The following is a 15,196-nucleotide window of genomic DNA, read 5'->3' as shown; positions in this document are numbered from 1 at the left end:
GATCAATGGCGATCGCGGCCCCTGTGTGCTGTTCGGGCTCGGAAACGACGAAGGCGCTGGTCACGACGATGCGTGACCAGCGCCCTCCAACGCACGAAACGCGGCTCAGTGGAACGAGTCGCCGCAGGCGCAGGAGCCACCCGCGTTGGGGTTGTCGATCGTGAAGCCCTGCTTCTCGATGGTGTCGACGAAGTCGATCTCGGCACCCTGCACGTACGGCGCGCTCATGCGGTCCACGGCGACGCGCAGACCGTTGAAGTCGCGGAACAGGTCCCCGTCCAGCGTCCGCTCGTCGAAGAACAGCTGGTAGCGCAGACCGGCGCAGCCACCAGGCTGGACGGCGATCCGCAGGTGCATGTCGTCGCGGCCCTCTTGATCGAGCAGCGCCTTCGCCTTGGCGGCCGCGGCGTCGGTCAGAATGACGCCGTGCGTGGTCTCGCCGGCCTCGGCGGCGGTGTTCTGCTCAGCGGTCGTCATGACTCTCCCTCAAGGTCTGTTCGCAGGGGCGGTTACCGGTGCAACAAGCCCGGGTCCCGTTCTGTTCCCCACTGACCATGGTGACACATCTTTCGACCGGCTGAACATGCGTGGTGAGCACTGCAATACCCTGGTGAGGTGAGGTTCCTGCGCCGTAACAGTACTGAAGAGGCCGCTGCCGAGGCCGACGCCGTCGAGGTCGACTCCGGCGGCGAATCTCACGCCCCGAAGGGCTACACGCCGGGCAAGGGCCGGGCGACGCCCAGGCGGCGAGAGGCCGAGGGCAAGCGGCGGGGTCCGGTGGCCCCGCCACCACGCACCACGCGCGAGGCGATCCGGCGGAACCGGGAGCTGCGCAAGCAGAACCCGGTGAGCAAGGAGGAGCGGCGCGCCGCTGCCAAGGAGCGCCGCGAGCGCATGCTGGCCGGCGACGAGCGGTACCTGCTGCCGCGCGACCGTGGGCCGGTCAAGGCCTACGTGCGCGACCTGGTGGACTCACGCCGCAACGTGCTCGGGTTGTTCATGCCGCTGGCGATCCTCGTGTTCGTGTCGCTGCTCGTGCCAGTACCCGCCATCCAGCAGTACGCGACGCTGGTCACCACGGTGATGCTGCTGGGCATGCTGCTGGAGGGCTTCCTCAACGGCCGCAAGATCGCGAAGCTGGTGCGGCAGCGGTTCCCCAACGAGACCGTCAAGGGCGCCGCCCTCGGCTGGTACGCGTTCGTCAGGGCCAGCCAGATCCGCAAGCTGCGCATGCCCAAGCCCCGCCTCAAGCCGGGCGACCCGATTCCGTAATCCGGGACAGCGCGGGAGCAAGGGAGCTTTACTACCGGAAAACGGGAGTAAAGCTCCCTTGCTCCCTCTCGGCGGCGAGCTGGAGCCGCTCCAGGTCGTTAGCATTGCGAACCATTCGTGGCTAGGCTTCGGGCCATGGAGTTTCGTCGTCTCGGCCGTAGCGGCCTTTCGGTCAGTGAGATCTCGTACGGGAACTGGCTCACCCACGGTTCCCAGGTCGAGGAGGAGCAGGCACAGGCCTGCATCAAGGCAGCCCTCGACGCGGGCATCACCACCTTCGACACCGCCGACGTCTACGCGAACACGGCCGCGGAGTCGGTGCTCGGCCGGGGTCTCGCCGGCCAGCGCCGCGAGAGCCTGGAGATCCTGACGAAGGTCTTCTGGCCCACCGGCCCCGGCGGGCCCAACGACAAGGGCCTCGGCCGCAAGCACATCATGGAGTCGGCCCACGCGTCGCTGAAGCGCCTCGGCACCGACTACATCGACGTCTACCAGGCGCACCGCTTCGACCGCACCGTCCCGCTCGAGGAGACCATGCTCGCGTTCGCCGACCTGGTGCGGCAGGGCAAGGTGCTCTACGTCGGCGTCTCGGAGTGGACCGCGGAGCAGATCACCAGGGGCGCCGCGCTCGCCCGCGAGCTGAAGGTGCCGTTCGTGTCCAACCAGCCGCAGTACAACATGCTGTGGCGCGTGATCGAGGAGCAGGTCGTCCCGGCCTGCGAGCGGGAGGGCATGAGCCAGATCGTGTGGTCGCCCATCGCGCAGGGCGTGCTCACCGGCAAGTACGTGCCCGGCCAGGCCCCGCCCGAGGGCTCGCGCGCGACCGACGAGAAGGGCGGGGCGAACTTCGTCAAGCGCTTCCTCAACGACGACGTGCTGGAGCGGGTCCAGCGGCTGCGCCCGCTGGCCGACCAGGCGGGGCTCTCGCTCGCGCAGCTGGCGGTGGCGTGGGTGCTGCAGAACGGCAACGTGGCCTCGGCGATCATCGGCGCCTCCCGTCCCGAGCAGGTGCACGAGAACGTCAAGGCCGCGGGCGTGAAGCTCGACGCGGACCTGCTGCGGGCGATCGACACCGAGCTGCTGGGCGTGGTCGAGACCGACCCGACCCTGACCAAGAGCCCGTAGCCCGGCGGCTCAGTCGCGCTCGGCGCGCCGGGCGTCGGCCGCGGCGCTCCACACCAGCCGGATCTCCTCCAGCAGTTCCCACGGCTTGAGCACCGTGGTGCGCGGCAGCGAGCTGGCGAAGCCGACCGGGTGCCTGCGGAACCTCCGCAGCATCCGGCTCGGCTTGCTCACCATCCGCTGCCGCAGGTCCCGGAGGTATCGGTCGCGCACGTCCCGTTCGATGCGGTTGCCGCAGCGGGTGCACGTGGTGACGACGAGCAGCCTGCCCGCGTACGCGAGCTCGTGGCGGGTGTCCTGACCACAGTCGTGGCAGGTCAGCGTGGCGTACTCGACCGTCCCCATGATGCTCACCCTCATGTCTGGTACTCCGCCGCCGCGAGTACCTGCTCGGCGATCACGAGATCGTGTGGGTAGGTGATCTTGAAGTTCTGCTGTTCTCCGCGCACCCAGTGCACGGGCAGCCCGGAGAAGCGCTCCATGCAGGACGCCGTGTCGGTGCCGAGAAACTCCTCCCGCGCGGCCTGCTCGTAGGCGGCCAGCAGCGGGCCCGCGCGGAAGCCCTGCGGGGTCTGCGCCCTGATGATCGCGCCGCGTGTCTGCTCGGCGAGCGTGGCGCCGTCGTCGCCGACCGCCACGATGTCCTCGGCAGGCAGCCCGGGGATCGCGCCGCCGTGCTCCCTCGCCGAGTGCAGCACGCACGCGATCAGCGCGGGGCTCACGAGCGGGCGGGCCGCGTCGTGCAGCAGCACGGTGTCGACCGTCCCGTCGTCGATCCGGCTCGCGAGGTGCCGCAGGGCCCGCAGCTCGGACTCCTGCCGGGTCTCGCCGCCGTAGACGACCTCCACCTCGGCGCCGTCGACCTCGCGGTCGAGCACCCAGTCCACGAGCTCGCCGTCCTGTGGGCGGGCGACCAGCACCAGCGCGCCGATGTCGGGGACGCGGGCGAACGCGCCGAGCGACCACGACACGAGGCGGCGGCCCGCGAGCGGGAGGTAGACCTTGTTCATGGCGGCTCCGACGCGGGTGCCTGCGCCGCTGGCGAGCACGACGCCCGCCGCGTACGGCACGCGCCTGACCCGCCGCGCGCGCCGCGCCTTCCGTTCCGCCACGCCGGGATCATACGAGCTCCCCGTCCAGCAGCCGCTGCACCGTCGTGAGCAGACGGGCGCCGTCGGCTCCGTCGCCGACGCGGTGGTCGACGCTGAGGCCAACCGTGCAGCGGAGGCTCACGCCGATGCCGCCGGGCACGGGCACCACCTTCGGCTCGATCGCGCCCAGCGCGAGCGCCGTCGCCTGCGGCGGGGTGAGCAGTGCCTGGAACGCGCCCACGCCGAGGCCGCCGAGGTTGGACACCGTGGTGGTGGCGGGTGCGGAGAGCTCGGCGAGGCCGAGCCTGCCCGCCCTCGCCCGGTCCACGACGTCGGTGATCCGCGCCGCGAGCGCGTCGAGGCTCAGCTGGTCCGGATCGGTGAGTACGGGTGCGAGCAGCCCGCGCCCGGTGTCGACCGCGAGCGCGACGCCGACGTGCTCGTGTGCCCGCACCTCGCCGTCGACCCAGCTCGCGTTGAGCTCGGGGTGCTCGCGCAGCGCGCCGGCGAGTACGTGGGTGAACACGGCCGTCCAGCCATGCCTGCGGTTCTCCCCGGCACGCTGGAGATCGATGTCGCGGTACAGCACGAACTGGGGCACCTGAGCGCTCGCCGCCATCCGTCGCGCGACCGCCGTTCGCGCCCCCTTCCGCCGCCGCGAGACGGGAGCAAGGGAGCTTTGCTCTCGTTTCGCGGTAGTAAAGCTCCCTTGCTCCCTGCCGAAATGCTCGACATCGGATAGGCGGATCGTGTGCCAGGGGCCCGTTGGCGGCACCGTGGCGAGGTCGACGCCGAGGTCGGCGGCGCGCCGGCGCGCGGCCGGTACCGCCGCGACACCGTTGCGGGGCCGCGTCTCCACGGCCACCGCCGCAGGGGGCTCGGCTTCCGGCGACGGCTCCGGTGCCGGTTCCGGCGGACCGTCGAAGAGGCCCTCCAGCAGGTCGTCCGCCTCCGAGGCGACGAAGGCGATGGGCTCCCCGACCCCGATCACGTCCTCCGGCTCGGCCACCAGGCGCGTGAGCACGCCGTCGACGTTCGACTCCACCTCCATGTCCACCTTGTCGGTGGTCACCTCGCACACGACCTCGCCCTGGCGCACCTGGTCCCCCTCGGCCTTGCGCCACCCGACGAGCACGCCCTCGGTCATGGTCATGGACATCTTCGGCATGACCAGCGCGACTTCCTTGGCTACCACCGTTTCACCAGCTCACTCGCCTCGCGGACGATGTCCTCCACCTGCGGCACGGCGGCCCGCTCCAGCTGGGGCGCATACGGGATCGGCACGTCGAGCCCGCACAGCCGCGCCACCGGCGCACGCAGGTGGCCGAACGCGCTCGACTCCACGATCCGCGCGGCGATCTCGCCCATGAAGCCGCCCGTCTTGGGCGCCTCCTGCACGAGCAACGCCCGGCCCGTCACCGTCACGCTGTCCACAATGGTCCGATCATCGAGCGGCCGGAGCGTGCGCGGGTCGAGCACGCTCGCCTGGATGCCCTGCGCCGCCAGCGTTTCCGCCGCCTCCAGCGCCCGCGACACCATCACACCGGTGGCCACGATCGTCAGGTCCCCACCGGTGCGGCGCACCGCCGTCTCCCCGAGCCGGACCCGCTCGGGGACCTCTGGCACCGGCCCGCTCTGCTTGTAGAGCAGCTTGTGCTCCAGCACGATCACCGGGTTCGGGTCGTCGATCGCCGCGAGCAGCAGCCCCTTCGCGTCGGCGGGCGTCGCAGGCATCACGACCTTGAGTCCGGGCACGTGGGCGAACCACGCCTCCAGGCTCTGCGAGTGCTGGGCGGCCGCACCAGTGCCCGACCCGCCGGGCGCGCGCAGCACCATCGGCACGATCGCCGCGCCGCCCAGCATGAAGTGGATCTTCGCGGCCTGGTTGACGATCTGATCCATCGCCTGCGCGGTGAAGTCGGAGAACTGGATCTCCACGATCGGCCGCATCCCGGCCAGCGCGGCCCCCACCGCCGCGCCGACTATGCCCAGCTCGCTGATCGGAGTGTCGCGCACCCGCTCCTCACCGAAGCGGTGCACCAGGTCGCCGGTGACGCCGAACGCACCGCCGTAGGTGCCGACGTCCTCCCCCAGCAGGAACACGCGCTCGTCGTCCTCCATCGCCTGCCCGAGCGCCTCACGCACGGCCTCGGCGTAGGTCAGCGTGCGGGTGCTCGTCGCGTCCAGCACAGCGGTCATCGGTCACTCCTGGCGTAGACGGCGTCGGTCAGTGAGCCGGCACTGGCGTCGGGTGCGGCATTCGCGGTCCGGATGGCTTCCCGCACGCGTTCGCGCGCCTCGTCGCGACAGGCCGCGATGTCCACTTCGGACAGAGTGCCCGCCACCGCGCGCTCGAAGCGCGCGATGGGGTCCTGCTCGCGCCAGCTCTCGATCTCCTCGCGCGTGCGGTAGAGGTTCTTGTCGCTCTTCGAATGCCCCTTCCAGCGGTAGGTGACGGCCTCGACCAGCGTCGGCCCCTGCCCCGCCCTCGCCCTGTGCACGGCGTCGGAGACGGCGTCGTGCACGGCCTGCGGGTCGTTGCCGTCCACGGTCACGCCCGGGATGCCGTAGGCGGCCGCGCGCTCGGCGAGCCGCTGGACCTTGAACGCCTTGCCCACCGACATCGACATGCCGTAGTGGTTGTTCTCGCACACGAACACCACCGGCAGGTCCCAGATGGCGGCGAGGTTGACGCCCTCGTGCCACGCGCCCTCGTTCACCGCACCGTCGCCGAAGAAGCTCACCACCACCTGCTCGCCCCGGCGGAGCTTGACGGCGAGCCCGGCGCCCGCGGCGATCGGCACGCCGCCCGCGACGATCCCGTTGGCGCCGAGGTTTCCGGTCGCGACATCGGCGATGTGCATCGAACCGCCGCGGCCCCGGCAGTAGCCGGTCTCCTTGGCGAGCAGTTCGGCCATCATCGCGTCGAGCTCGGCCCCCCTCGCGATGCAATGCCCGTGGCCCCGGTGGGTGGAGGTGATGTAGTCGCCCTCGCGCAGCGCGAGGCACGCCCCGGCCGGCACGGCCTCCTGCCCGATCGACAGGTGCATGGTGCCGTGCATGAGGCCGCGCGCGAAGAGGTCGTCCACGGCCTCCTCGAACCGGCGGATCGTCCACATCGTCCGCAGCGTTTCCCGCGCCACGGCGGCGTCCTTGGTCAGATCCATGTGCCCAGCACCTCCTCGCCGTCGGCCAGCCGGTCCTGCAGCCTGCGCAGCGTGGCGATGGTCGTGGTCTCGTCGACGGCGACGTCGGCGGTGGTCAGCGCGGTCCCGGCGGCGACCTCCCGCAGCACCCGCGCGCCCTGCGCCAGACCGAGCGGCACATGGTCGCCCGCACGCGCGTTCTCGGCGCTGTCTGTGACGCCGTAGACGGTCTCCCCGCCGATGCCGTCGAGCGTCTCCCCCTCGTGCAGGTCACGCTTGGCGACGGCGAGCACCTCGGCGTTCCACGCCGTGGGCGCGAGGCTCGGAGTGCGGTCCAGCACGGCCTGCGCGACCGAGAGCGGCGCCTCGACGCTCGCGAGGTGGTAGGGCCGGTAGAACGCGTAGTACGGGCCCTTGCCCATGCTCAGATAGGCCATCTCCTCGACGACCACGGGGTGCTCACTGCGGCCGATCACGAACACGCCGGGCGCCACCGGCCCCGTGCAGTAGTCCACGACGCCGGGCCCCGGCAGCACCCCGCCGTCGGCGGCGGGCCGGAACGTCTCGGCGAGCGCCTCGACGGTGCAGTGCGGGCCGCTCATCCCGCGCGCGGGCACGCGCAGGTCGGCTCCGTTGGCGAGGGCAGCCATCTCGATCATGGTCTTGGAGCCGTCGACGAAGCTCGCGAGCATGTGCGGGTTCATACCCTTCGCGGCGGCCTGGTCGGCCACCGAGTCCGGCGTCGCCGTTGGATCGAGCGGGTTGTTCTTGCCCTTGCCCGCGCACACGACCTCGAAGCCGATGTCGCGCACGTAGTCGACCAGCGCCTTGCACTCCACGGGCTCGTCGCCGCGGCACACGGTGTAGACGCGGCCGAGCCCGGTGGCCAGGCGCGCGAGCAGGAGGCCGACCGTCACGTCGCACTCGACGTTGAGCATGGCGACGTCCTTGCCCGCGAGCAGGCCGGCGAACGCGATGCGGGCGCCGACCTCGGGCACGCCGCTGGCGTCGACGAGCACGTCGAGCGGAAGGCCGGGCAGCGCCGTCGCGTCCGCGGTGACCACCGGCGTGCCCGCCTCGATCGCGGCGGCCAGCTCGGCGCGGGACCCCTGTGCCACCACGCGGTCGTGACCGGCCTGCGCGAACGCCTGCCGCGCGCGTTCCGGCGCGATGTCGGCGATGGCCGCGACCTCCATGCCCGCGATCCGGCTCGCCTGCACCACGAAGCCGAGGCCCATCTGCCCTGCGCCGACGAGCCCGACGCGCACCGGACGGCCCAGCTCCCGCTCGCGGACTCGCAGCCGATCGACATAACTCATCCCGAGGCTCCTCCACCTTATTTGCACGTATGTGCACATCATGTGCACCGTGGTGCTTCTTTGGTAGCACGCAGATGGAAAAGCACACAAGCCCACCAGCTCTGCACATAGGTGCAAACGCAGTGAAGGCCACCATGCCTGCGTTGAACGCAGGCATGGTGGCCTTCACTGCAGTTGAGTCAGGCGGCCTGGGACCTCACGGTTCCGGCGTTGAGGCGGGCCGCCATCTTCAGCGCCTCGGCGACGGCCTTCGCGAGCGCCTTCGAGCCCGCGCGCTCCTCCGCGCCCTCCACAGGCCCCGCCAGATCAGGGCGTTCGGTGAACTTCGCGAACACCGACACGCCCTCCATCACCTGTGCCCTGGTCACCTCGCCTCGACGACGATCGATCACCAGCAGCACGATCGCGCCGCGCAGCCGCCCCTTCGCTCGCCCGCTGACGAGCAGCATCCCGCTGCGGTTCTCGTCGGTGGCGAGTTCGTTGACGGCGCGCTGGTAGCCGAGGTGCTGGCGGTAGCTCAGCAGCCCCGCGGCAACGAAGCCGCCGACCAGCACGAGCACCGCCTGCCAGGTCACGTCGTCCCTCCGCTCAGTGCGAGCCGGGCGCCGGCCTTCGGCAGCGTCACGCTGCCCTTGCCGTGCACGGCACCCGGCAACAGCGACGTGCCCTCGTCGGGGTTGAGGTAGACGACGATGTGCCCGAGGGTGCGCAGGTTCTCGTGCGCCCGCTCCCCCACGGCGACCAGCTCGACGCGCTCGTCACCGAGCAGGAACACGTCGCCGGGACGGATCTCCCGCTCGGGGCCCTTCGCGGGGCCGTGCACGACGCTCACGCTCTCCAGCGCGTCCGGGATCGGGTCGGCGTACAGGATCACGACGCCGCCCTCGACCATGTCGCCGGCCTCGTCGCCCGCCCGCAGGACGGTGCTCTCGTAGTACACGCTCATTCCTCCACTCTCCTACAGGCCGAAGCTCGCGGCCCACGCGATCAGCACGGCCACCGGCGAGGTGATCATGCGGCTGATCAGCACCGCGGGCGTCCCGACCGCCACGGTCTCCGGCTTCGCCTCGCCCAGCGCGAGACCCACCGGCACGAAATCGCAGCCCACCTGGCCGTTGATCGCGAACAGCGTCGGCAGCGCGTACTGCACCGGCAGCGCGCCGATCGCGATCTGGCTGCCCATCAACGTGCCGATCACCTGCGCGATCGCCGCACCGGGCCCGAGAATCGGCGACAGGAACGGCAGCGCCACGACGAGGCTGATCGCCACGAGCCCGATGGGGTTGCTCGCGATCGGCGAGAGCACCTGGCCCATCCACTGCGCGACACCGGTGTAGATGACGATGCCGAGCAGCAGGCTCACGTAGGCCATGAACGGCAGGATGGTCTTGAGGGTCAGCTCGATCGTCTGCCTGCCCGCGGCGAGCATCGTGTTGACGAACGAGCCGACGCCGGAACCGAACCTGACGAACACGCCCGTGACCGAGTTGAACGCCTGCCCGAACTTCCCGTCCCCGGTCACGGTCGCGGCGACCTCCCGAGACGAGGGCCGTTCCGAACGCGGCGGCACGGCGGGTTGCTCGGCCGGCTCCTCCGAACCCTCCACTGTGGAAGGTTGGACCTGCTCGACGCCGACCGCGGAGACGAACAGCTCCTCGGTGATGAACTTCGCGAGCGGCCCGCCGGGCGCGCCGGGATAGACGTCGACGGTCGGGATGCCCTTGCGCGGGTACACCCCGATGCGCGCCGTGCCGCCGCAGTTGATGACCGCGGCCACCACCTCGTCGTCGGGCACGGTGGTGGTGAAGCCGTCCACCGGCTCCGCCCCGGTCAGCTCGGCGATCCTCGCGGCCACCTCGTGGATGCCGCCCCCGGTCACCGAGAGCACCTTGTTGCGCTTGCCTTCGGCGCGCAGCAGCAGACCCGGCCCCCAGCCGCCCGCGCCAGCGCGCACGAACACCGCACGGGCGGTGTGGGTGGTCTCGATCTCGCTCATGCCTTCACACCTCCGGCCCTGGCGGCCTCGAACTCGCGGTCGAAGTCGGCGAAGACCTCGGTGCGCCCGGTCCGCTTGATCATGAACGCGGTGAGCTTCTCGGTGACGATGCCGCGGATGAAGATCACCACGATGCCGACGAGGAAGTACCGCAGTGCCAGCGGAACCGTCGACTCGACGAGCTGCGTGATGCCGTTTGCGATGCCGAGCCAGACGAACAGCTCACCGGCGTTGGCGTACGGGAAGAACGTGGTCACCGGGTGCACGAAGGACACCGCGGAGTCGTAGAACGCCGGCTTGTGCCGCTCGGGCAGGAACCGGCCGAACGAGTAGCACATCGGGTTGGTGAGCATCAGCACCGCGATGATCGGCATGATCGTGTACCGCGTGATCCACCACCGTGCCGACCACTGCACCGCTCTTGTCACGCGCTGCTCGCCGATGAAGGTCGTCAGCGCGTACATGAACGTGAGCAGGACGATCAGGGTCGGCAGGATGCCGGTCACCAACCCCACGAACTGCTCGCCCGACTCGTTGAACAGCCCGATGAAATGTGTGCCCAGCCATTCGAAGACGCCGAGCACACCGCCGCTCGTCTCCGGCTCCGGCTGTGCCGGCTGCTGCTGCGCCATTACAGCAAGCACTTGCATTCCTGGCCTCCTTCTCGGCCCCCACAATCCGGCATTTGCACTTATGTGCGTACGTTCTTCACGTTTGCCAGTGATGTGTGTAACATGCCGCTCAAGCGTCGACAAGACCCGATTGCGAAGGAGCACGCATGCCGGAGATCCGCGTGAAGATCGCCTCCAGCGTCGGCCTGCACGCCAGGCCCGCCAGCGTTTTCGTCAAGGCCGCCGCCAAGCACTCCGGCGAGGTCCTCATCGGCAGGCCCGGCACGGAGCCCGTGGACGCGCGCAGCATGCTCTCGGTGCTGAGCCTCGCGATCGGACACGGCGAGGAGGTGGTGCTGCGCACCGACGGCGAGAACGCCGACGCCGCGCTCACCGAGCTGTCCCGGCTGCTGGTGACCGATCTGGACGCGTGAGCCCATGCCACCGCCGCGCGACCAGCAACTGCTCGTCAAGGCGGCCCGCCTCTACTACGAGGAAGGCCGTTCCCAGAACGAGATCGCGACCACCCTGCAGGTGAGCCGCTCGAGCGTCTCGCGGATGCTCACCGCGGCGCGCGAGCGAGGCATCGTCCGGATCCAGATCAACGACCCCACGGGCCGGGACATGGATCTCGAGGCGGAGCTCACCGCGCGGTTCGGCCTCCGCGACTGCCGGGTCGCCGAGATCCACAGCGGCGACCGTCCACTGTCGAGGGTCGGCGACCTCGGCGCCCGGTGGCTGCTGGAGAACCTGCAAGCCGGGCAGCAGATCGGCGTCTCATGGGGACACGGGCTACAGTCCGTCGTGCAGCACATCCCCGACGAGGGCGGGCTCGACGTCGAGGTGCTCCCGCTCGTGGGTGGACTGTCCGCAGTGGACTCGGCGATCAGCGGCGAGGAGCTCGTGCGCGACCTCGCGGGCCGGGTCGGTGGCCGGTACCAGCGGCTGCACGCTCCCGCGCTGCTCACTTCCAAGGCGGGCCGGGACGTGCTGCTCGCCGAGCCGAGTGTGCAGGCCACCCTCGACGCCGCGCGCCGGGTTCAGGTGGCGATCGTCGGCATCGGCAGCGTCGGGCAGGGCTCCTCGGCCGCGCTCGTGAAGGCCATGAACCTCAGCGCCGAGGAGCAGGCCCGCTTCGACGCGGCCCGGCCCGTGGGCGACGTCTGCGCCCGGTTCTTCGACGCGGAGGGCACGCCGCTGGCAGGCCCCTCCGACGACCACGTGCTGGCCGTGTCGCTCGCCGACCTCGCCGCGATCCCGACGGTCGCGGGCGTGGCGGCGGGCCCCGAGAAGGCCGGCGGCGTGCTCGGCGCGCTGCGCACCGGCGTGCTCGACGTGCTCGTGTGCGACAGCTCCCTGGCCAGGGCCCTGCTCACGCGCGACGCGCGGTAACTTGGCCCCGTGCCCATCGAGTTCGCCACCGTCCCCCATCCCGACGAGATCGCCCGTGCCGACGCCCTGCGGCGTCACGGCCTGCTGCTCAAGCCGGTGGGCTCGCTCGGCAGGCTCGAGGACCTCGGCGCGTGGATCGCCGCGTGCCAGGGTCAGTCGCCGCCGCGACCGCTCAAGCGCACGCGGGTCGTCGTGTTGGCGGGTGACCACGGGATCGCCGCCAAGGGCGTCTCCGCCTACAAACCGGAGGTGACACGGCAGCTGCTCGCCGCCGCCCGGTCCGGTGGCGGCGCGCTGAACGTCCTCGCCGACGTCGCGGGCGCTGGCCTGCGCGTGGAGGACATCGCCGTGGACTCGGCCGAGGACGGCGAGTTCAAGGTCCGCAGGGGTTCCGGCTCCATTGACGTCGAGGACGCGCTCACCGCCGATGAGGCCGAGGCGGCCGTGCGGGCGGGCATGCGCCTCGCCGACGCCGAGGTGGACGCGGGCGCCGACCTGCTCGTGCCGGCCGACCTCGGCGTCGGCGTGACCACCCCGGCGTCCACGCTCGTCGCGGCGCTCACCGGGACGGAGCCGGTGGCCGTGATCGGCAGGGGCTCGGGCATCGACGACAACGGGTGGATGCGCAAGGCCGTCGCGGTGCGCGACGCCCTGCGGCGCGCCCGGCCCGCCCTGTCCGACCCGATGGAGCTGCTGCGCACCGCCGGTGGCGCGGACCTCGCCGCGATGGCCGGCTTCCTCGCCCAGGCCGCCGTGCGCCGCACGCCCGTGCTGCTCGACGGACTCGCGTCGGCCGCCGCCGCAATGGTCGCCGAGGAGCTCGCGCCCGGCTCGCGCTCGTGGTGGCTCGCCACGCACCGGTCCACCGAGCCCGCGCAGGGGCTCGCGCTCGACCACCTCGACCTGGAGCCCGTGGTCGACCTCGGGATCCGGCTCGGCAACGGCGCCGGCGCGACAGCGGTGCTACCGCTGCTCACGGCGTCGGCGCGGCTGCTGACGGAGATCGCGACGTTCGACCAGGTGCCGCAGGCCGAGTAGGCCGCGAGCGCACGACTCACCGTCGGGAACGGGCAACTCGCCGGCCGGAACGGGGGACTCGCCGGCCGGAACGGGGGACTCGCCGGCCGGAACGGGGGACTCGCGGGGCGTCAGGCGAGCTTGTGCATCCAGCCGTGCGGGTCGGGGCGGGTGCCCTCCTGGATGCCGGTCAGCTCCTCGCGCAGGCGCATGGTCAGCTCACCGGGCTTGCCGCCCGAGATGGTGAACTCGCCGCCGCCGTGCTTGACGCGGCCCACCGGCGTGATCACGGCGGCCGTGCCGCACGCGAACACCTCGGTCAGCTCGCCGGAGGCGGCCGCCTTCTCCCACTCGTCGGTGGAGATCTTGCGCTCCTCGACGCGGTGGCCGAAGTCGGAGGCCAGCTTCAGCAGGGTGTCGCGGGTGACGCCGGGCAACAGCGAACCGCTCAGTTCGGGTGTCACCACCCGGGCGTCCTCACCGGAGCCGAAGACGAAGAACAGGTTCATCCCGCCCATCTCCTCGACCCAGCGCCGCTCGACCGCGTCGAGCCACACCACCTGGTCGCAGCCCTGCTCCACGGCCTGCGCCTGCGCCACGAAGGACGCCGCGTAGTTACCGGCGCACTTGGCGAACCCGGTGCCGCCGGGGGCCGCCCGCACGTACTCCGTCGACAGCCACACGCTCACCGGCTTCACGCCACCGGCGAAGTAGGAGCCCGCGGGCGAGGCGATGAGCGAGTAGAGGTAGGAGCCCGACGGCCGGTTGACGCCGAGACCCGCCTCGGTGGCGATCATGAACGGCCGCAGGTACAGCGTGTCGCCCTGCCGCGTCGGCACCCACCGCTCGTCGACGGCGATCAGCTCGTGGATCGAGCCGAGGAACAGCTCGTCGGGAAGCTCCGGCATCGCGAGCCGCGCGGCGGAGCGACGGAACCGGGCGGCGTTCTGCTCGGGCCGGAACGCGCTGATCGTGCCGTCCGGCTGCCGGTACGCCTTGAGCCCCTCGAAGATCGCCTGCCCGTAGTGCAGCACGGCCGTGGCCGGGTCGAGCGAGAGCCCCTCGTACGGGCGCACCCTCGGGTCGTGCCAGCCACGCTCGGTGTCCCACTCGACCGTCACCATGTGGTCGGTGAAGTGGGTGCCGAATCCCGGAGCGGCCAGTACCTCGGCTACGCGCTCCGCCGAGGCGGGAGACGTGCTGAGGGTACGGCTGAACGGGATCGTCGTAGTCATGCCGAAGAGCATATCTCGTTAGTAGGAAGTCAGAGGATTCGCCGACCTCTACGATGGCGGACGTGAGCATCCAGCCCCAGCGCCCCCATGGTGGCACCAGCGTGTCCGCGGGCGCCGCATCCGACGCCAAGACCCTCGCGGCCGCCGCGCTGCTCACCTTCGCGGCGGGCATGATCGTGCTGATCGGCTACATCATGGCCGGCGGCTTCGGTGGCTTCCTCGGCATCATCGGAGCCGTGTTCGGCGTCGTGTGGTGGAAGAACCTGCACGGCAAGGTCTTCCCCCGCGACCTGCCCGCGAAGTCCCTGGTCGGCCTGCTCGTCACGGCCGCGGCGCTGTTCGGGCTCTCCTACGTGATGGCCTGACGCTCACAGGTCCCGCAGCAGCTCGTCCGGCAGCTCGGGCTCCGGCCACTCCGGGTCGGGCCGGAAGTCGGTGAACGTGCCGTCGAAGGGGAACGCCCCGGCCTCGGCCAGCGCGGCGACGCGCAGCCCCTCCTCCCGCAGCAACGCCAGCTCGCGCTCGGTGAGCCGCCCTGCCCGCAGTGCCGCCTCCGCCTCGTCCTCGTCCTTCCACTCCCAGCTCAGGTCAGGGGCCACGTCGACGTCGAGCACGCCGTCGATACGCCTCGGCCCGTGCGCGTCCCGCCCGCGCGGGATCTCCAGGTTGACGTACCAGCCGGTGAACTCATTGGCCTCGTCGAAGAACCACCACACCGACGACCACGCGTCCTCGCACACGAGCCGCAGCGTCGACGTGCCGTGCCACCTGTCGTGGACGCGCCTGCGCGGGGCGACGAACCGCTCGGCCAGCGGCGCGTCCCGCTGGTGCCTGCCGTCGGACAGCCTGCTGCCGACTATCCGGGTGCCGGAGGGCAGCCAGCCGAGCAGCCGGGTGCCGTCGTCGGAGAGCACGCGCAGCGGGTGCTGCTGACCGATGCTCGCGTCGGGCCGCAGGAACGTCAGCACCGCCGTCTCTCCTGGCTCCCATCTCAT

Annotated in this window: 19 protein-coding genes; 6 read left to right on the top strand and 13 right to left on the bottom strand. The window is 71.2% G+C overall.

Annotated elements, in window-relative coordinates:
• Positions 1-105 precede the first annotated feature (105 nt).
• On the bottom strand, positions 106-477 hold the full coding sequence (locus tag DI005_RS14570) for an iron-sulfur cluster assembly accessory protein (protein WP_110342446.1): 372 nt from the start codon (positions 475-477) through the stop codon (positions 106-108).
• Between the two features lie 138 nt (positions 478-615).
• Here DI005_RS14570 and DI005_RS14565 point away from each other — a divergent pair, with 138 nt between their 5' ends.
• Positions 616-1,272 carry a DUF3043 domain-containing protein gene (locus DI005_RS14565; protein ID WP_112275025.1) on the top strand — a complete coding sequence of 219 codons (657 nt, stop codon included), beginning with the start codon at positions 616-618 and terminating at the stop codon, positions 1,270-1,272.
• 135 nt (positions 1,273-1,407) lie between these two features.
• Complete coding sequence (locus DI005_RS14560) at positions 1,408-2,397, top strand: aldo/keto reductase family protein (RefSeq protein ID WP_112275023.1); 990 nt, start codon at positions 1,408-1,410, stop codon at positions 2,395-2,397.
• Between the two features lie 9 nt (positions 2,398-2,406).
• On the opposite strand, the gene DI005_RS14555 is transcribed toward DI005_RS14560, so the two are convergent.
• The 10 genes from DI005_RS14555 to DI005_RS14510 all read right to left on the bottom strand — a co-directional run bounded on the left by DI005_RS14555 (position 2,407) and on the right by DI005_RS14510 (position 10,596).
• Positions 2,407-2,754, bottom strand: a complete 348-nt coding sequence (locus tag DI005_RS14555) for a hypothetical protein (RefSeq protein WP_228713890.1) — start codon at positions 2,752-2,754, stop codon at positions 2,407-2,409.
• On the bottom strand, positions 2,751-3,506 hold the full coding sequence (ispD, locus tag DI005_RS14550) for a 2-C-methyl-D-erythritol 4-phosphate cytidylyltransferase (RefSeq protein ID WP_113642456.1): 756 nt from the start codon (positions 3,504-3,506) through the stop codon (positions 2,751-2,753). Before ispD ends, DI005_RS14555 begins: the two co-directional genes overlap by 4 nt.
• A 7-nt stretch (positions 3,507-3,513) precedes the next feature.
• The gene (locus DI005_RS14545; RefSeq protein WP_113642454.1) at positions 3,514-4,680 is read right to left on the bottom strand and encodes a dihydrolipoamide acetyltransferase family protein; all 1,167 of its coding nucleotides are present in this window, start codon (positions 4,678-4,680) and stop codon (positions 3,514-3,516) included.
• On the bottom strand, positions 4,674-5,684 hold the full coding sequence (locus DI005_RS14540) for an alpha-ketoacid dehydrogenase subunit beta (RefSeq protein ID WP_113642452.1): 1,011 nt from the start codon (positions 5,682-5,684) through the stop codon (positions 4,674-4,676). Before DI005_RS14540 ends, DI005_RS14545 begins: the two co-directional genes overlap by 7 nt.
• Positions 5,681-6,652: a thiamine pyrophosphate-dependent dehydrogenase E1 component subunit alpha gene (locus DI005_RS14535; RefSeq protein WP_113642451.1), complete on the bottom strand. Its 972-nt coding sequence runs from the start codon at positions 6,650-6,652 to the stop codon at positions 5,681-5,683. Before DI005_RS14535 ends, DI005_RS14540 begins: the two co-directional genes overlap by 4 nt.
• The gene (locus DI005_RS14530) at positions 6,643-7,950 is read right to left on the bottom strand and encodes an NAD(P)H-dependent oxidoreductase (protein ID WP_113642449.1); all 1,308 of its coding nucleotides are present in this window, start codon (positions 7,948-7,950) and stop codon (positions 6,643-6,645) included. The genes DI005_RS14535 and DI005_RS14530 overlap by 10 nt, the downstream gene beginning before the upstream one ends.
• A 179-nt stretch (positions 7,951-8,129) precedes the next feature.
• Complete coding sequence (locus DI005_RS14525) at positions 8,130-8,525, bottom strand: transcriptional regulator GutM (RefSeq protein WP_113642447.1); 396 nt, start codon at positions 8,523-8,525, stop codon at positions 8,130-8,132.
• Positions 8,522-8,896, bottom strand: a complete 375-nt coding sequence (locus DI005_RS14520) for a PTS glucitol/sorbitol transporter subunit IIA (protein WP_112275010.1) — start codon at positions 8,894-8,896, stop codon at positions 8,522-8,524. Before DI005_RS14520 ends, DI005_RS14525 begins: the two co-directional genes overlap by 4 nt.
• A gap of 12 nt (positions 8,897-8,908) precedes the next feature.
• On the bottom strand, positions 8,909-9,946 hold the full coding sequence (locus tag DI005_RS14515) for a PTS glucitol/sorbitol transporter subunit IIB (RefSeq protein WP_199542797.1): 1,038 nt from the start codon (positions 9,944-9,946) through the stop codon (positions 8,909-8,911).
• The gene (locus tag DI005_RS14510; RefSeq protein ID WP_233520137.1) at positions 9,943-10,596 is read right to left on the bottom strand and encodes a PTS glucitol/sorbitol transporter subunit IIC; all 654 of its coding nucleotides are present in this window, start codon (positions 10,594-10,596) and stop codon (positions 9,943-9,945) included. Before DI005_RS14510 ends, DI005_RS14515 begins: the two co-directional genes overlap by 4 nt.
• A 128-nt stretch (positions 10,597-10,724) precedes the next feature.
• Here DI005_RS14510 and DI005_RS14505 point away from each other — a divergent pair, with 128 nt between their 5' ends.
• The 3 genes from DI005_RS14505 to cobT are packed head-to-tail and all read left to right on the top strand — an operon-like array spanning position 10,725 to position 12,987.
• Complete coding sequence (locus DI005_RS14505; RefSeq protein WP_112275008.1) at positions 10,725-10,991, top strand: HPr family phosphocarrier protein; 267 nt, start codon at positions 10,725-10,727, stop codon at positions 10,989-10,991.
• 4 nt (positions 10,992-10,995) lie between these two features.
• Positions 10,996-11,949: a sugar-binding transcriptional regulator gene (locus DI005_RS14500; protein ID WP_112275006.1), complete on the top strand. Its 954-nt coding sequence runs from the start codon at positions 10,996-10,998 to the stop codon at positions 11,947-11,949.
• Between the two features lie 9 nt (positions 11,950-11,958).
• On the top strand, positions 11,959-12,987 hold the full coding sequence (cobT, locus tag DI005_RS14495) for a nicotinate-nucleotide--dimethylbenzimidazole phosphoribosyltransferase (RefSeq protein WP_113642444.1): 1,029 nt from the start codon (positions 11,959-11,961) through the stop codon (positions 12,985-12,987).
• A gap of 110 nt (positions 12,988-13,097) precedes the next feature.
• On the opposite strand, the gene DI005_RS14490 is transcribed toward cobT, so the two are convergent.
• Positions 13,098-14,201 (bottom strand): branched-chain amino acid aminotransferase, encoded by a 1,104-nt coding sequence (locus tag DI005_RS14490; RefSeq protein WP_112275316.1) that lies wholly within the window; start codon positions 14,199-14,201, stop codon positions 13,098-13,100.
• 53 nt (positions 14,202-14,254) lie between these two features.
• Between DI005_RS14490 and DI005_RS14485 the strand changes: the two genes are divergently transcribed.
• On the top strand, positions 14,255-14,566 hold the full coding sequence (locus DI005_RS14485; protein WP_113642442.1) for a hypothetical protein: 312 nt from the start codon (positions 14,255-14,257) through the stop codon (positions 14,564-14,566).
• Positions 14,567-14,569: 3 nt separating this feature from the next.
• Here the strand turns inward: DI005_RS14485 and DI005_RS14480 are convergent, their stop codons facing one another.
• Entirely contained in the window at positions 14,570-15,196 is a 627-nt protein-coding gene (locus tag DI005_RS14480; RefSeq protein WP_113642515.1) for a DUF402 domain-containing protein, read from the bottom strand.

The sequence above is a fragment of the Prauserella sp. PE36 genome (assembly GCF_003311655.1).
Classification (GTDB): domain Bacteria; phylum Actinomycetota; class Actinomycetes; order Mycobacteriales; family Pseudonocardiaceae; genus Prauserella_A; species Prauserella_A endophytica.
This window is presented reverse-complemented; position numbering and strand designations above follow the sequence as displayed.

Bases quoted from the DNA above. Each gene is read 5' to 3' on its own strand.
- DI005_RS14570 (WP_110342446.1), bottom strand. From the start codon at position 477: ATGACGACCGCTGAGCAGAACACCGCCGCCGAGGCCGGCGAGACCACG.
- DI005_RS14560 (WP_112275023.1), top strand. From the start codon at position 1,408: ATGGAGTTTCGTCGTCTCGGCCGTAGCGGCCTTTCGGTCAGTGAGATC.
- DI005_RS14555 (WP_228713890.1), bottom strand. From the start codon at position 2,754: ATGAGGGTGAGCATCATGGGGACGGTCGAGTACGCCACGCTGACCTGC.
- DI005_RS14540 (WP_113642452.1), bottom strand. From the start codon at position 5,684: ATGACCGCTGTGCTGGACGCGACGAGCACCCGCACGCTGACCTACGCC.
- DI005_RS14535 (WP_113642451.1), bottom strand. From the start codon at position 6,652: ATGGATCTGACCAAGGACGCCGCCGTGGCGCGGGAAACGCTGCGGACG.
- DI005_RS14530 (WP_113642449.1), bottom strand. From the start codon at position 7,950: ATGAGTTATGTCGATCGGCTGCGAGTCCGCGAGCGGGAGCTGGGCCGT.
- DI005_RS14520 (WP_112275010.1), bottom strand. From the start codon at position 8,896: ATGAGCGTGTACTACGAGAGCACCGTCCTGCGGGCGGGCGACGAGGCC.
- DI005_RS14515 (WP_199542797.1), bottom strand. From the start codon at position 9,946: ATGAGCGAGATCGAGACCACCCACACCGCCCGTGCGGTGTTCGTGCGC.
- DI005_RS14510 (WP_233520137.1), bottom strand. From the start codon at position 10,596: ATGCAAGTGCTTGCTGTAATGGCGCAGCAGCAGCCGGCACAGCCGGAG.
- DI005_RS14505 (WP_112275008.1), top strand. From the start codon at position 10,725: ATGCCGGAGATCCGCGTGAAGATCGCCTCCAGCGTCGGCCTGCACGCC.
- DI005_RS14500 (WP_112275006.1), top strand. From the start codon at position 10,996: ATGCCACCGCCGCGCGACCAGCAACTGCTCGTCAAGGCGGCCCGCCTC.
- DI005_RS14490 (WP_112275316.1), bottom strand. From the start codon at position 14,201: ATGACTACGACGATCCCGTTCAGCCGTACCCTCAGCACGTCTCCCGCC.
- DI005_RS14485 (WP_113642442.1), top strand. From the start codon at position 14,255: ATGGCGGACGTGAGCATCCAGCCCCAGCGCCCCCATGGTGGCACCAGC.
- DI005_RS14480 (WP_113642515.1), bottom strand. From the start codon at position 15,196: ATGAGATGGGAGCCAGGAGAGACGGCGGTGCTGACGTTCCTGCGGCCC.